This is a genomic window from Sphingobacterium sp. JUb20, from assembly GCF_004342035.1.
Classification (GTDB): Bacteria; Bacteroidota; Bacteroidia; order Sphingobacteriales; family Sphingobacteriaceae; genus Sphingobacterium; species Sphingobacterium anhuiense.
In genome coordinates this window covers 1-15629 of sequence record NZ_SLYV01000030.1, presented here as the reverse complement: position 1 = coordinate 15629, position 15629 = coordinate 1, and the positions used below count along the sequence as shown (strand labels likewise).

The 15629-nt window shown below is 34.0% G+C and carries 13 protein-coding genes and 1 pseudogene; 9 read left to right on the top strand and 5 right to left on the bottom strand.

Going from position 1 to position 15629, the window contains the following annotated elements:
* The first annotated feature begins 727 nt into the window (after window positions 1–727).
* The 9 genes and pseudogenes from EDF66_RS25815 to EDF66_RS26670 all read left to right on the top strand — a co-directional run.
* Entirely contained in the window at window positions 728–3544 is a 2817-nt protein-coding gene (locus EDF66_RS25815) for a TonB-dependent receptor (protein WP_132846185.1), read from the top strand.
* Between the two features lie 38 nt (window positions 3545–3582).
* Entirely contained in the window at window positions 3583–5055 is a 1473-nt protein-coding gene (locus EDF66_RS25810; protein WP_132846184.1) for a hypothetical protein, read from the top strand.
* Between the two features lie 11 nt (window positions 5056–5066).
* On the top strand, window positions 5067–6593 hold the full coding sequence (locus EDF66_RS25805; protein WP_132846182.1) for an alkaline phosphatase D family protein: 1527 nt from the start codon (window positions 5067–5069) through the stop codon (window positions 6591–6593).
* 309 nt (window positions 6594–6902) lie between these two features.
* Window positions 6903–7352 (top strand): nuclear transport factor 2 family protein, encoded by a 450-nt coding sequence (locus EDF66_RS25800; protein ID WP_132846180.1) that lies wholly within the window; start codon window positions 6903–6905, stop codon window positions 7350–7352.
* A gap of 206 nt (window positions 7353–7558) precedes the next feature.
* Entirely contained in the window at window positions 7559–8053 is a 495-nt protein-coding gene (locus tag EDF66_RS26510) for a PD-(D/E)XK nuclease family transposase (RefSeq protein ID WP_132846178.1), read from the top strand.
* A 40-nt stretch (window positions 8054–8093) separates the two neighbouring features.
* Window positions 8094–8522 (top strand): PD-(D/E)XK nuclease family transposase, encoded by a 429-nt coding sequence (locus EDF66_RS26505; RefSeq protein WP_132846177.1) that lies wholly within the window; start codon window positions 8094–8096, stop codon window positions 8520–8522.
* Window positions 8523–8803: 281 nt separating this feature from the next.
* Complete coding sequence (locus EDF66_RS25785; protein WP_317126662.1) at window positions 8804–9340, top strand: HAD domain-containing protein; 537 nt, start codon at window positions 8804–8806, stop codon at window positions 9338–9340.
* Between the two features lie 108 nt (window positions 9341–9448).
* The gene (locus tag EDF66_RS25780) at window positions 9449–9748 is read left to right on the top strand and encodes a hypothetical protein (RefSeq protein WP_132846173.1); all 300 of its coding nucleotides are present in this window, start codon (window positions 9449–9451) and stop codon (window positions 9746–9748) included.
* 829 nt (window positions 9749–10577) lie between these two features.
* Window positions 10578–10787 (top strand): annotated as a pseudogene (locus EDF66_RS26670) (colicin E3/pyocin S6 family cytotoxin); the annotation flags it as partial.
* A 698-nt stretch (window positions 10788–11485) separates the two neighbouring features.
* Here the strand turns inward: EDF66_RS26670 and EDF66_RS25770 are convergent.
* The 5 genes from EDF66_RS25770 to EDF66_RS25750 form a co-directional block, all read right to left on the bottom strand.
* A complete protein-coding gene (locus tag EDF66_RS25770; RefSeq protein WP_132846171.1) occupies window positions 11486–12349 on the bottom strand; it encodes a hypothetical protein in 864 nt (287 codons plus the stop codon).
* 246 nt (window positions 12350–12595) lie between these two features.
* Window positions 12596–13156, bottom strand: a complete 561-nt coding sequence (locus EDF66_RS25765) for a hypothetical protein (RefSeq protein WP_132846169.1) — start codon at window positions 13154–13156, stop codon at window positions 12596–12598.
* A gap of 244 nt (window positions 13157–13400) precedes the next feature.
* The gene (locus tag EDF66_RS25760) at window positions 13401–14087 is read right to left on the bottom strand and encodes a tetratricopeptide repeat protein (RefSeq protein WP_132846167.1); all 687 of its coding nucleotides are present in this window, start codon (window positions 14085–14087) and stop codon (window positions 13401–13403) included.
* Between the two features lie 27 nt (window positions 14088–14114).
* Entirely contained in the window at window positions 14115–14750 is a 636-nt protein-coding gene (locus EDF66_RS25755) for a hypothetical protein (RefSeq protein ID WP_132846165.1), read from the bottom strand.
* Window positions 14751–14861: 111 nt separating this feature from the next.
* Window positions 14862–15512, bottom strand: a complete 651-nt coding sequence (locus EDF66_RS25750) for a DUF3885 domain-containing protein (protein WP_132846163.1) — start codon at window positions 15510–15512, stop codon at window positions 14862–14864.
* Window positions 15513–15629 lie beyond the last annotated feature (117 nt).

The following is a 15629-nucleotide window of genomic DNA, read 5'->3' as shown; positions in this document are numbered from 1 at the left end:
TAGTTACTAAGCGTAACTTAAACTCGAAATCATATTTCTGTTTTTTGCTCATAAAAATGCCCCAAATAAGTGTCTAACTTTTTGGGGCATGTCTAGATGTGGCCTTTACTTTTTCTGTTGTATCTGTAAATATTGATCCAATGTGTGCTACTGACAAAAAATGCTCACAAACGACTGCAAATGTTTACCATAGTGATCATGTTTTTACTTTTCTAATGCTCACTTTATTTAATTATTTAAGCAAACCATATTATTATGTTTTGCGCATTCAATACCCGTATTTATTGATCCTACCCCCATCAGGGATTCTACGGTTATTCGGAGACAAGATCAACCTGATCAACTTTCTAAATATCATACTTCAGGGTCTTAAGAGCTCTTTTATAAACTTTTAAATTTCTTTTGAGCATTTCACCTTTGTATTCCATATTCTTTGTGATTGCTATATGAAAGCAAAAATAAAAGACACGGAAGTTTTGTTTAGATCGTTCAAGCGGGGATACTTTCTATAAGTTCTTAATATAAACTTAACCTAAATGAAGTTTTGTATTAATAAACAAAGTTTAGTTTTGCTAAACATTACCGCTTTAGAAAAACAAGAAACGGAATTATGATTTTAGAATAATTGTGATGAAAAGATAATAAAAACGGTTGTATTAGTCATTCATATTCTTCACTGAATCACTTGTAATATTAAATAATTTGTAAGCTCTAAATACTAAAAAATATGAAATATTTTTATTTGACATTTCTAATAATTTCTGCTAGCATAAGCACGGCATTTGCTCAGGGTACATTACGAGGAAACGTTACCGATGGCACGACTCCAATTGCTTATGCAACAATTCGAGTATCTGATACCAAATTGCAAACCTTATCCAATATCGATGGTACATTCTCGCTTTCCCTTCCAGAAGGTAAACATCTATTATCGATTTCCATTGTTGGTTATCAAAAGGTTGACACTCTTGTTAATATCATTAACGAAAAAACGACAAATATTGGATCTGTTCATATTTCATTGGGAACCTCTCTACAGGAAGTTGTCGTAAAAGGGATGTATAGTTCTGGGGAACGTAAAGCATTAGCCATGAGAAGAAATTCTTCTGCTATTATGGATGTTTCAAGTTCAGATGCAATAGGTAAGCTTCCCGATATAAATGCTGCGGAGGCCGTTCAGCGTATCCCGGGCGTAAGTATTGATCGCGATCAAGGGGAGGGACGGTATGTTACAGTTAGAGGAACGCCATCACAATGGAGCTCTACGACAATCAATGGTGACCGGATGCCTGCTGCAAAAACATCTGGAGATTTACTGGGTAACCGTACTGTTCCTATGGATCTTTTACCTTCAGAATTTATTCAATATATTCAGGTAATAAAAGCAATAACCCCTGAGTATGAAGGTGATGCTGTCGGTGGATCAATCAACTTTATTACCCGCACATCACCTGAAAAACGAACATTTCTGGTGATGGGAGGATTACCATATGCAGAACGACCGAATGACAAATTGGGTTATAATGGTAGTGTTTTGTATGGAGACCGACTTCTTAAAAATAAATTAGGTTTTCTTCTTTTGGGAAGTATCAATCGACGCACTTACGGTACCGATGATTATGAGGTTGCTTACGGTAATGAATTACATAACGTAACTAGCCTAGATGTAAGAAATTATCAAGGTACTAGGACCAACAAGGGACTTAACGCTTCAATGGATTACCAGATTGCTCCCGCAACTAAAATTTATGTAAGAGGTTATTATACACAGCTCCTTGATAATGAAAGAAATCGTAAAACCATGCATTACTTTGACCGTAACACGAACAATGCTGTGCTTCGTTGGAATGTGGTAGATTACTTCTTCAAAAACTATGGCGCAGAGGGAGGAATTGAATCTTCATTAAGTAGCAAGTTGAGCATGAATGCGCGAATTGCGTGGTATAAATCATGGGCAGGTTATAAAGGTCCTTCATCTGCAACAAAAGATATGCGAGGTTATTACTACGGTAATTGGGTGCAGACAGTTAAATATGATAATTTAGTTAATATTGATGGCAAAAATTATAAGTTTCTAAAAGGGGATGGTCCCGCAGGTTACCAAGGTGATGAACCTGACAATGTACAGCCTCATTTTTCAGCATCGACACCCTATAACCCCGACAACTATTATCTGGATCGATTTGTGACATCTATTCGAAATATAACAGAAGAAGATAAGGTAGCCGCAGTCGATTTTAAACATCAGACTAGAGACGATCTTTTAATCAAATTTGGAGGTAAATTCAGATATAAAACAAGTAGTTATGATTACAGATATGCCACTTGGGTACATAAATCCGATGCCCCTAAATCATATCTGCCTTTATGGGAAAAAGAAGAGTTTCCAGCAAACAGCTGGTTTCCTGAGCTTAATAATGCTTACGATAATCTAAAGTTTAACTATCCAACAGCCGATTCTTTTATCGACCCTTATCGGATACCTTCTGTAGGAAAAAATTTGATTTATACGGTCAACGATGCAACGAATTCTTCCTATGCAACTGGAAACTATGATGCAACAGAAAAAGTTGGTGCAGCGTATGCAATGGGTGAATGGAGTATACATTCTATGTTAAAAATGGTGGGAGGATTAAGGTATGAGTATACTTCTAATAAAACAAATAGTTTCGCATACAATGATATCACTAAAACGGTAAGTCCAGTATCCGGAAGTAAAAATGTACCGGCGCTTCTTCCTATGTTGCATTTTATTTACAAGCCAAATGAAAAAGCTGATATACGTGCCGCATTTACACGCACCTTTGCCCGACCTGCGTTTAATGAAATTAGTCCCACTACCCGCGTAAACCCCAATACACTTACAATTGCATTGGGTAATCCCAACCTAAAACCTACTTTTTCTTGGAATTATGATGTCATTGGTAGCTATTATATGAATAGTACGAGTTATATTACTGGAGGTCTTTTTTATAAAGATATACAAGATGCCGTCTATACGCAGTCATTTATAAAAAGTGAAACAGTTGAAGGTGTCACTGAAAACTTTAAAGTTTCGCAGCCCTTGAATTCAGATGATGCTAAACTTTACGGTATTGAAATTGGATATAATCAGAAATTTACCTTTCTACCCGGATTGCTAAGTGGTTTAGGGATCAACCTAAATTATACATATACAAAATCTCAAACAACATTGAACGATCGTCCCGGAGAAAAAATAGGCTTATTAAATCAATCGCCTAATATTATCAATGCAGCAGTGTTTTATGAAAAAGGAAATCTGTCCTTCCGTCTTGCCGCAAATTATCGACAGGCATTTCTAGTTGAGGTACGTGATAACAGTGGAGCAGACCGCTACCAAGACAAGGATTTCCATTTAGATGCAAATGCGTCATACAACCTTCCCAAAAACATTATTTTATTTTTGGACGCCAATAATTTAACCAATCAACCCCTTAGGTATTATCACGGTCAGAAGAGTCGTCCGGAGCAAACTGAATATTATTCAGCCCGCGGACGTATTGGTATCAGTTGGGGCTTTTAATTTATGGTAGTCATCATATCAAAATACAAATTATTCCGATGAAAATTCTTTATATACTCCTGTCATTTACATTTCTTACCGCTGCTTGTAAGCGTACAGAATCTATCGTTTCAACAGAAATAGAAACTGCAAAAGGAAATAATACCAACCCGATTTTGGTGCTTAGAGCAGATCAATATACTTTATCAGGGCACAGAGCAACAATAGCAGCTTCAAGTTCAATCCCGATCAACTTTGAATATGATGGAAAAAATGTTCAGGTGACGCCATTGTCGCGTAATATTTCGGATTTAAAAAACAGCCCGATATTTGAATATGGTAATTTGCTGAACAGAGCTATTGCATATAAAAATGAACATCCGCAAACAGATGTTAAAGTTAAATTTGTCATGTATAAAATAGGCACTAAAACCTATATCGGATTCAATCCGCTTCATGGCAGTTACGGTTACGTCAAAGGAAACGATTTTGGAGATGAGCATTCCGAAAAACTCATTTATTCAATCGTAAAATCAGCTTTAAATCAAGTATATATTGATTTTGTTTATCAGTTTGATGTCTCAGGAAATGTCTATGATTATATTAATGGGTTTATGGAGACCCCCTGTACTTCGGACCCATCAAAGAAGGTAAAAGACTATTTGCGCATCCGTAAGGTAAATTGGGGAAAAGAAGCCTATCAGCAAATGCATGCAAAGTATATGACGGTAAGTCATCACACCGGAGACGTTGGCAATATCTTCAATACTGTCATGAGTACGACAGGCAATGTAGATGATCATGATCTTAATGGATTACCTGTTGGAAAAGATTGGGTGCAATCGGGTATGAAGATCAGCGGTCACGAACAACTGATGTTATCATATAACAGATATTTCGATCTTATTTATAATAATTACGATAATCAGGCTCAATTTCAGACGCAGGTTCGCTTGCTTCATGAGACAAAGAGTTTGAATTATGACGATAAGCATTTTGGTAGTTTTTTTACACCTATTCCTCTATTGCCAACAGGTAAATATGTCGTAGGACAAGCAGATAGTTCCGCATCTCATGGTGATGCCTGGGATACGGAATTCAATCCCGTTGCAAAATTTATTTCAAAGATGGCCACAGTACCAGGAGACCGTTATTTAAAAGCAAATGTATACCACATCAAAATGGATAATTTTGGAGAAAAATTGTATAGTGAACTTCAAAGTATATATCAATCTCCGCTTTCAGGCCTTAAACACTTTCGATTTTTAGCAAAAACTAATTCCTATGAAAGTTCCCGTCCTCTAGAAGTTTTTAACAATATTGGTATTATCCATCAGCCAAAAAATACCCATAGTAAAGATATGCTGTTTGCATTTAGTGGTATCAGTACTTACTATACCATGACCGGCTCCACTAATCTCAAGCTAGATGAGTACACTTCCAAGGCCAATAGCAGTATTGTCGTAAAAGAATACACAACTGCACATCCGGTCTACAACGCTTTTAAAGAGATCTTTAATTACCAATTTTAAATACAGATAGCATGGTAGTATTATCAAGAAGAAAATTTATATATTCGGCCGTTGCACTTGCTGCAGTACCGCAGTTACTACTAGCAGGCGATCCGGTACCAGTTGAGTATTTTCAGCATGGACTTGCTTCAGGTGATGGCACACAAGATCGCATTATCATTTGGACTAGGATAACCGCAAAACACTATGATGGAAGCCTTGTTTATTGGGAACTTGCTGAAAGCAAAAATTTTAGTGTCGGATTAAGGTCTGGAAGTTGCAAGATTTCTGCAGATCATGATTACACCGTAAAAATTGATGTAGCAGGTTTAGCGTCTGGAAAAATCTATTACTATCGTTTTAAGTACAAAGGAAATTATTCTATCATCGGAACTACAAGTACACTTCCTGATAGTTTAGCTATCAAGGATCTCCATATTGCAGTTGTTAGCTGCAACAATTGGGAAGACGGATATTTTAATTCCTTTCGATTTATTGCACAAAAAGAAGAAGTAGACATGGTGCTTCATTTGGGAGACTATATCTATGAGTATGCCACTGGACAATATGGAAATAAGGAATCCAAACGGATCAATGATCCGTTGCACGAGATCATTACCTTATCCGATTATCGACAACGTTATGCTCAGTATCGAACCGACTCTGATTTACAGCTTTTACATTTGAGAAAGCCCTTCTACATGATCTGGGATGATCATGAGCTCGCAAATGATGCCTATAAAGATGGAGCTAAAAACCATCAGTCTAATGAAGGAAAGTGGTCAGACCGAAAGTCTGCAGCAATTCAGGCTTATTTGGAGTGGTTACCTGTAAGAGCAAAATCTGAAAAAGACATAGTCCGTAAATTTACCATAGGCGATGATATGGAATTGTTTCTTTTAGATGAAAGAGCTCAAGGCAGAACGGTACAGTTTGGAATAGGAGAAGAGGGGATTGATGGATCGGAAAGAGCTATTCTTGGCGAAATGCAATATCAATGGCTTGCTGCTGCATTGAAAAATAGTAAAGCAAAATGGAAACTTATAGCAAATCAAGTTATGTTTGCTGGGTACCAGGTTGCTCCAGGATTCAAGACTCCGAAATACAGCGATTGGTGGTTGGGCTACCCGCACGAACGTAAAAAGATTATTGGATTACTGGAAGAGCATCAAATCAGTAATGTTGTATTCCTCACCGGAGATCATCATCAGTCATTTGTATTAGCCATTCATCCAGAGCATGAGCTAAAGCATTATCAAACGCCCTACAGCAAACCACCATTGGCCTGGGAGTTACTTACACCATCCATCACGTCAAAAAATGGAGATAGACTTACCAATAATGAAATTGACGTATTTGAAAAAATGTTGTATGATAAGTCTGTAAATCCTCATCTAGTATTTGCTGACATTAAGAATCATGGATATTACATAGCAACTTTAAGTAAATCAAAGTTGCAAAGCAGTTATTATTTTGTTGATAATATTCTATCAAAAAATGCAATTGAGAGAAAAGAAGCAACATTTAATATTGATGCTGAAACTTTTACAATTTCTTAGAAGATTTATCTTATCAAAGTATTCATAAGGTCGTAGAAACAGGATGAAATGATGATTATTTTAACATGATATTTTGAACATCGGAATTCCTAAAAACTGTTGTTATCAACCGTGAAAGGAAGGATTATCCTGATGCTTGCAAAATACAGTAATCTAAAAATTGATTCACCTAGCCATTTCCACCATTCACCGAGTTTTTAGTTGGTTTAGTCTAATTGTCATAGGGTAGGGACGAATTACACCCTACTTTTGAATCAACAATTACGAACAACTAAGAACAATAAACTAACAATATAACATAAAGACATTATGAAAACTTTAGCAAAAACATTCGCAGCAGCAGCCTTGATCGCAGTATCAACATTCACTATGGCAGCAGGCAAACCAACAGGAGACAACTCCAAAAAAGCCGTAATGAATCTATCCACAGCAGATTTAGCCATTGATCATTACGTAGCGGTTATGACCGAGGGACAATCGGCAGGAGTAGAGCAATTGTTTACAGCAGATTTTAATCAGAAAGTACATGCCTCAACAAATATGATCAACAGCCGTTCAGAAGTAATTTCCTTCTTGAAAAAACAAAAAGGCGAGCAGTTGAACTGTAAAACAAGCACAACCATTGTTGAGCAATCCAGTGACTATATGGTAGCAAAAGTAACCCAACAATTTGAAGGGTTTACCAAGACCGATCTAGTGACTTTGGTCAATGATGGAGGCAACTGGAAAGTATCCCAAGCGATCAACTCGTATAAGTAAGTTAAGTTAAATTCATATGTTTAGTCAGAGCCACGTCGTGAGATGTGGCTTTTCTTTTTCTGTTGTATCTCTAAAGATTAATCGGGGTTGTGCTAGCCGACAACAAACGGTTACAAACGACTACAAATGGTTAATAACTGGCTAGTATTTTTAGTTTTTATCATATTTGGTTTATGTAATTGATTATTTAAGTAAACCCTAAAATTATGTTAGCACATGCAGAACCCGTATTTATTGATCCGACCACCGATGAGGGCTTTAAACGGTTATTCGGAGACAAAGTCAACCTGATCAACTTTCTTAACATCATCTTTCGTGGTCGAAAGACAATCGTTGATCTGACGTATCGAGATACCGAGCGTATCGGTGCAACCGAAGAGATCGGTAAAGTTATCTTTGATCTTGTAGTTCAGATTAGTACAGGAGAAGAGATCATCATCGAGATGCAGACAAGTACACAGACCAACCTGAAGCAACGTATGCTGTATTATGCCAGTAAGGTCATTTCAGACACAGCACCCAAAGGAAACTGCAAAGCCTGGGGGTATGCCATTCCCGAGGTTTATACAATTGTCCTGATGGACGGTTTTCATATGCCGGGAGGTGATCATAAAACTTATTTTCACGATACCTGCCTGTGTCATAGAGATTCAGGACAAATTTTTTATGAAGGATTTGGGTTTATTTACCTCGAATCCTGAAGGGATCTATCATTCCATCAAGTTAAATTATATATGATAAATTATTAACTTTGTTAAAAGCGAAGCTGAGGTTGAAGACGAACTGGACAAAGTATTCTTTATGCTTAAAAATATGTCTACGTTAAAGACCCTGCCAAGGATTATGAAATCGGAAGTATTTCAACGCTTCTTTCAGTTGGCCAGCTACGCAAAATTGACAAAGGAGGAACGGACTATGTATGATATTAGTTTAAAACGTAAGTGGGATGCTGAAGCAGTGCGGATGTATCAAGAAGGATTAGAGGAACAATTGGGAGGACTAGAAAAGCAATTGGAAGAAGCTAAAAAAGCAGTTGTAAGTGCTGAAGCCCGGGGGGAGCATAAGAAAGCTATGGAGACAGCTTTGAAACTTACAAAGATAGGTTTATCAGTAAAACAAATTGCTGAGGCTACCGGACTTTCCATTAAAGAGATTGAAAAACTGAAATAGAACAGTGTTCTAAAATATATAGAACCGTTTGGGATCACCAAGCGGTTTTTTTTGTGCAATTCCAAATCATTCCTTCTTCTATGAATGAAAGGTAGTTTTCTGCTTTATAGGATAAACTTTACTTTTAGTTATGAAGAGAAGAAAGAGTGTCCAAAAAAATTTCAGACAATTTATAAGAAATGTGGTAATCAAAAGGTAATTTATCTCTTTAATTTCAGCTCACTAAATAGCGTGTTTCTTTTAAGATATATACAGAAATAAATCACTATTTTTAATAAAGGATAGCTTATATTTTCCAAACCCGAACCTTTAAAAAAAATATAATAGACGGTACAATTATTTTTTTCTTAGATATAGACGGAGTTTTGGTTCATGCTAATCCACATCAAAAAGTAGAATTGGAGGATGATGGTTTTTATAAGTTCAATCCACATGCTATTCAGATTTTAAAGTCTGTGATTTATAAAACGAAGGACAAAGTCATTCTTTCCACATCACATCGTTTTAAATATAGTATTCAAGGATGGAAAGTCATTTTTAGAAGGAGAGGATTAGAGCTGAAAAATCTTTCCATTTTAGATGATAAAGCGTATTTTTCAAATCATCGACATACTCGAAGAGAGGAGATTTTAGGATGGATTCAATCCAATAATTTAGACTATAAAGAAATTGTCACTATAGATGATGATAAGTCCCTAAATGATTTACCTGCACATCTTAAGGACCGTTTAGTCTTGACAAATTCTTATACTGGTTTAAATGATTTAAATACCTTAAAACGAATTGTACAGAGAAGATTGTCAAGTAAGATCGATTGAGAGCATGCAATTCTAAACTATTAAACACGAGGATGGGAATACGCTCGTAAATTCAATGGAGAAATCAAGAATAATACAATTTATTACAAAGCTTAAAATTAATTGATCATGGAATTTGTAAATACGGAATTACATTTATCGCTACTATATCATAAAGCCAAAGAAAGCTTCGAAAAGTGTATTCGAAATGATGAAAATCAATTTTTGAAAGATGAATTAAGCATGCCTTTTGATGATATTGTGGTAATTGAGAAAGATATAAAAATTGTATTTTCGAAAAGAGTTTTCGAGGAGTATAATATTGAGATCTGTTTACTGTTGTATGCAGGCAATAATGAAGTTGGCAGATACCTATATATTGAAAATGATAAAAATCAAGCGATTGATGATAGTTTAGTTTTATATTAGATAGTGTGAAATATCTATATTTTAATTGTTTACAAAAATAACGCAGACCTGCTTGCCATGGATTGGATTACTTGCCGTATATTCCATATAAATAAAATTTCAAAGTTATGAACAATGTTTCGTTAAATGGTGAACCAATTGAATTATCAGTTAGCATTACGTATATGGTCATAGACGCTTTATAGATTAATGAAATTAGAGCAGAATTAGCACACTTAAAAAGGGATGATCTATTTAAAGAAATTAGGAATATCGTATTTCCATATACTTATAATCCTTTTGCAGAATTTGTTCCTGAGGGAAAAGTATTTAGGATTGATCAAATAAAAAACGTTGATTTCGATAAAATTGATGTTAATGATATTGGTGTCTTTACGACAGATTCAGGTGTTGTTATTTTTGTTAATAAGGAATTATTCCTAAACCTCGCCTCAAAATTTGATTATGATGAATTGGTGGATTCGCCCACAGAGTTATTAAATTTAGATTATTGGAATTCTATCATAGATGATTTTAATTTATTTGATTTAGCTATTATCGTTTCGCCAGGAATTAATACTGGTGCAGATTTTCAAGGAAGTGGTATTTATAAGTTATAATTGCTATTATTTTACAGCAAGCGATTCATCAGGTAAGAAAATCGGAAATTTCAAATTAAGCAAGTTTGGCGCATTTTGTCTAACTGCAAATCTACAAGTGTATTATTTTCTTGCAAATACTTGTACGAAGGTCAATTAAAGATAGCAACGACTGTTAATGCAGTTTATTAAGGGGGGCGGAAGGACGATTAAAGATATATTGGTAAGGCATTTGAAATTCTCAGCAAGGTGATGTAGAGGTTTATAATAAACAAGGCAGACATCAAGGTAGTGCCGATTCTAATACGGGAGAAATGATTAAACCGCCAGTTCCAGGAAGGACAACTAGAGATTTAAAAATAAATGTTATGAAAATTGAGCGAGTAATTAGTTGGTTTGATAGAAAAAATGAAACTCTTATTGGAGAATATAATGTGGATTTTAAAGTTTTGAAACTTTAAAAAGTATTTTTAATCCTAAACTCGATGATCCTCTCATGTATGATCCATATGATATTCATATTGAACAGGTTGATTTTTTCAAAAAGTATGTAGATATTGAATTTGATTTTGATAAATATATATATCAAATTGATTGCTTTCAGATTTAACCTGACACTGTTTCATGAAGTGTGTAAGTTATATAAATGCGGAGTTCGATAGGACTTCACATTTTTTATTTGCTTAAAAACAGGTAAGTCTACCCTTGCAAAATAAAGCTCACAGTTTATATTTATATCTTCACTTTCGAGGGTAATGTTTTTTCAAATACATCCACCATATACCGTTTTTGTACCTGCCGGTTGTCCACCTTTTATGTAGCAAAGAAAACGCTCTTGCAAAAGATTAGAGCCATAGCACGCATACCAAACTTTGTCCTGCAAATCTTGCATTTCTTTAAATTGATTATAACCTTCTTGTTAAAGATATAAATAATATAAGGCTTTATTTTCTTCTTTAAGTAAACCTTTTCAGCATTTCTAAAATCATCATTTTTATCATGCAAATAAGATGTGGACATTGGTGCTATAATTTTCACATTTTGCACCAGCAACATAGTCATAGGTGCCATTTAATATTCTTTCATATTCTGTTAAATAGCCATCATACCCTGTATCGCCTAAAATATTTAAGATCTTTTTGCTGAAATAGCCTCTTTTTTAATAAAATATTGGATCATTAGGATCCTCCTGATAATCTTTAATTTTTAAACGTCTGTAACTTCCTTCTGCCGAAAATGTGAAAGTTCTATCTGGATTAAGGCGAAGATAAATATCAATTAAACTTGTTCTTTGCGTATTACTAATTCTAGGTTTAAAAAGCCATTTTACATTTCTGTTTGGAAAATTTTTGCGAATCTTTTCTTGTACAGGTTGACTGGCCTCGAAATAGTGATATGTTTTCATAAAATACTGATACAGAGGTTCTGATTTCCCATAAATTATCTCACTGTTTTGAATACCTCCAATTCTATTGATCACAGCCTGAATTATTAATACCGAATCTGTAATGACATCAGTACAATCTTTATAATTTGTATTTAGAAGGGTTATAAAATCTTGTTTTTTATTTGGGTTTAAAATAGCGCTAGCTCCTGATCCAGACTGGAAAATATCTTGAACAACTGATTTTTTCGATGTAATCACTAAATTAAAATTTTTTTTCTCATTGGATTTTTGAATCTCTGATCCTAATTGATCTTGAAAAATAAATTGGTATAAAAGATTGTATTGCTGTTCTAAGCACAATTTATCCCCTTCAAAATCTAAACTATAAATAGTTGATTTTCTTTTAAGATCAGGATTTGAAGATTTTCCCTCTAAAGGTTCATATAGAAATAAAAAAGTTGGAGTATTATTTATGTATTCAATATATATTGAATCAATATTTTGATAGGTATCATATATTTCAGAGATCTCTTTATTTTGTATATCATTTTTTAATACAGATTGCGCATGGCTGTTTAGAATTGAAGTTCCAAAAATTATAAAAAATAAAAAAAGTGTTTTTATAAAGTCTTTCATGATAGAATGAAGTTTTAAAATTTATAGTATTTTTTTTGCGTTTGATCCCCATACTTAGCTCTATTCTCACCATAATTAAGGAAATCTTCCATACTGTTAAAATGTTCCATTCCAGCATCGTCAGTTTTACTCCATATTTGGACGTGTTTGTTGTTTTTAACCACTTGATGTTGAGTACAATTTTGCCTTTCTACTAATAAAAATTCTGAAAAAAAGTATCTTTATTTACTGTAAAAGGAGTAACAGTTACATTTTCATCTGTGAAATCTTTTTCTGGAAATGATTTAGGTTTTTTAATTTTCTATTCTTAGTTGATTCAACTACAAATCGAAGTAATTTTTTAGTGGTAGGGCGTATTCCTGTTTTCATTTTATCAATTTCATTCCATGTGAAACCGATTTTATCATTATCTACAAATACAATGTCGTCAAGAATACTTATAGTCTTTGAAGATTCATTTTTACTTAAAGCAGAAATTTCACCAATTTTAATTTGAATGAGCGAATCACTTTTATCAAATGTTAAAATTAGCCATCCTTTTGCATATATATATGGATTCTGTTTATCTTTGTAAGATCCTGATATTGAATCGGTACTCTTATATAGAAAGGGGGAGTTATCCCGTAATTCATTAGGTGAGGTAGTTTGATCTCTGTTAGAAGGTACTTTCGAATAATAAACTTCTGTTATTAAATCTAATAACTTACTATGCCTGTAATAATTGGTTGTGTGCTCAAAAGAAGTTTGTGCAAATAATATATTACTAGACAGAATAAATATTAAAATTAATTTAATTGTTTCTTTCATGTTATTTTAATAGGTCGTCTATAATTAGATCATTATTAGGCATTATATGGGTAATATTAACATTATTATATGTCGTCTTGGTACAGCCCTCCATAAGTACCGTATTGTATAATGTGTACTAATTCGTGTCCCAATACGTGTCGATGATATCCTGGTCAAATTAATTATAGCCGGTGTGTTCATTCCTTTTGCGTACATGCTCAATACATGTCCCTCAAGTTATTCTATAATGATCAGAAGGCGTTTATTTCTTACAACCTTGTGTTAAAGCCTCTGTATATTCCTTTGTTATTGGTTTACCGCCAAGTTTTTTACATTCATTGTAATACTTCCAAGCATTCTCACAATCCTTTTTTACAAAGTAGCATACAGACATTTTAAAAAGGGTATTTTGGTTTTTGGGATCAATTGAATAAGATTTTTTAAAGTTATTTATAGCCAGATTGAAATCTTTATCACCATGATTTTCCATAAACCTTGTCATATAAACAGTTGCCTTATCGGTCAGAATGTTGGAACTGTTAGCATTTAATTTCAAACCTTCGTCGTACTGCTGCATTGCACTTTCAAAATCCTCGAATGAAAAATAAATAGCACCGAATCCCCAAAACACATCTGCATTTGTCGGGTCGAGAAGCCAGGCCTGATTAAACCTATACATGGCTGTTTTTAAGTCCTGCTTATATAAATAATCAAAGCCCAGTTTAACCAATTGATCAGAAGCTTTACGATTCGTTCCAGCTTCTTCTAAATACGCCTTTATAAGTTCCTGATCAATTGTTTTTTGCTCTTTAGTCTTTACAGCATTTCCATATTTAGGTAGAAGACGTATTTCAGTTTTTGCTTCTTTTGTCCAATTTGAATACGTTATTTGTTGTCCAAATATGAGAGTCGTAATAAGTAGAAGAATGCATGTTATGGTGTATTTCATAGTCGATAAGTAAGTTTTTGTTTTGCTCTATTGTTCAGTTATGATTTGCATCAATTCCTCATCGGTGTAGTTTCCTATTATACCGCATTTATTTTTCAAGTAATCTAAGATTGTAAGATCATCAAATCCGTGCGTTTGTTTTATACCTAAGCATATAGTCTTTAGATAGTCTGCACTAGGTTTAGTTGTTGCTTGGTTATCACTTTCATTCGTTAAGGTGAATATTGGATAATCGTTCTTTTCTCCAATGTATAACAGATTACCATACCAAGACCTTTCTTTAAATATATAAGAACCGTCCTGTATAGCCTTATTAAAATTTACTGTAAGATCAGATACGGTGTTCGTTTCCTGTTTTGCTATATCAATCAATTGACCTTTTGTTATCAGATAGATCCTTCCCATTGTTGATACAGTAGGACTAGAAGTCGTTCCGATAAAAGCAACACCACCATTATCCCAATTTTTAGAAGCTCTAGCAAAATAAAGCTCAGAGTTAATATACATATCTTCACTTTCAGAGGGTATAGTTTTATCTTGACAACCACTATATACCGTTTTTGCACCTGTCGGTTGTCCACCTTTTATGTAGCAAAGAAAACGCTCTTCCAAAAGGTTAGAACCATAGCACGCATACCAAACTTTATCCTGTAAATCATCCATTTCTTTAAATTGGTTATAATCTTCTTGTTAAATATATAAATAATAAAAGGTTTTCTTTTATTCTTCAAGAAGACCTTTCCAGCATTGATAAAGTAATTATGGAGATTCCATTTATTCAAACAGTTTTTGAATCTTTTCTCTGTCATTATCAAGAATCCAGTCATTATATTTTTCATAGATAGACCTTAATGATTCTTTATCAGCTGATATCAGGTCAAGGCCTCTGTCGTCATACATATGAAAGATTAGTTTTTTGTTAATGTTGATAAAATAAATTTCTTTGTTTGTGAAAATTGAGTTGTTGTCTAGCATAGGTTTTCTTGGAGGAAAATCGGTGTTTCCAATTGCTGTTAGTATATTTTGATGGTGTATTCGGTCGGCAGTCAGTTTAACAATAGCTATGTTTCTAACGTCAAATTTGTCACTTGGTTCATAGAGCCGTTTCTCTTTTGTATAACTAATCTCAGTCTGGTGCAGATTCTCGATTTGCTTAAATGTAAAGTTTAATAATCTTATTTTCTGACGTTTATATTTATAGTCCATATAAACTAAAAATACTTTATCAGAACTGTCAAATACAGAATGAAAAATTGTTGAAGCACGTTTTGTTACCTCCTGAAAGTATTCGTTTGTACCGGTTTCCTCAGTTTGTAAGTCAAAGCGAAGTCCGAAATCCCACCTATAGAACAAAGGTGTTCTAAGCCTAAGCTCTTTGAAATTGGTTCTTAAAAATTGCTTATATTCTTTTAATATTGTTGACACATAATTGTTTTTAGTAGCTGAATGTGTAAGTACCCCATTTTTCCTACAGCTAGAATTGGACTTTTCTAATTTACGTTACTAATTTATTTATTTGTTGTTTGTGTCTAATATTTTTTG

What these genes read in the sequence shown, in the direction of transcription:
- EDF66_RS25770 (WP_132846171.1), bottom strand. Translation starts at nt 12,349, where the DNA reads ATGAAAGACTTTATAAAAACACTTTTTTTATTTTTTATAATTTTTGGA.
- EDF66_RS25765 (WP_132846169.1), bottom strand. Translation starts at nt 13,156, where the DNA reads ATGAAAGAAACAATTAAATTAATTTTAATATTTATTCTGTCTAGTAAT.
- EDF66_RS25780 (WP_132846173.1), top strand. Translation starts at nt 9,449, where the DNA reads ATGGAATTTGTAAATACGGAATTACATTTATCGCTACTATATCATAAA.
- EDF66_RS25810 (WP_132846184.1), top strand. Translation starts at nt 3,583, where the DNA reads ATGAAAATTCTTTATATACTCCTGTCATTTACATTTCTTACCGCTGCT.
- EDF66_RS25800 (WP_132846180.1), top strand. Translation starts at nt 6,903, where the DNA reads ATGAAAACTTTAGCAAAAACATTCGCAGCAGCAGCCTTGATCGCAGTA.
- EDF66_RS25755 (WP_132846165.1), bottom strand. Translation starts at nt 14,750, where the DNA reads ATGGATGATTTACAGGATAAAGTTTGGTATGCGTGCTATGGTTCTAAC.
- EDF66_RS26510 (WP_132846178.1), top strand. Translation starts at nt 7,559, where the DNA reads ATGTTAGCACATGCAGAACCCGTATTTATTGATCCGACCACCGATGAG.
- EDF66_RS25760 (WP_132846167.1), bottom strand. Translation starts at nt 14,087, where the DNA reads ATGAAATACACCATAACATGCATTCTTCTACTTATTACGACTCTCATA.
- EDF66_RS25815 (WP_132846185.1), top strand. Translation starts at nt 728, where the DNA reads ATGAAATATTTTTATTTGACATTTCTAATAATTTCTGCTAGCATAAGC.
- EDF66_RS25805 (WP_132846182.1), top strand. Translation starts at nt 5,067, where the DNA reads ATGGTAGTATTATCAAGAAGAAAATTTATATATTCGGCCGTTGCACTT.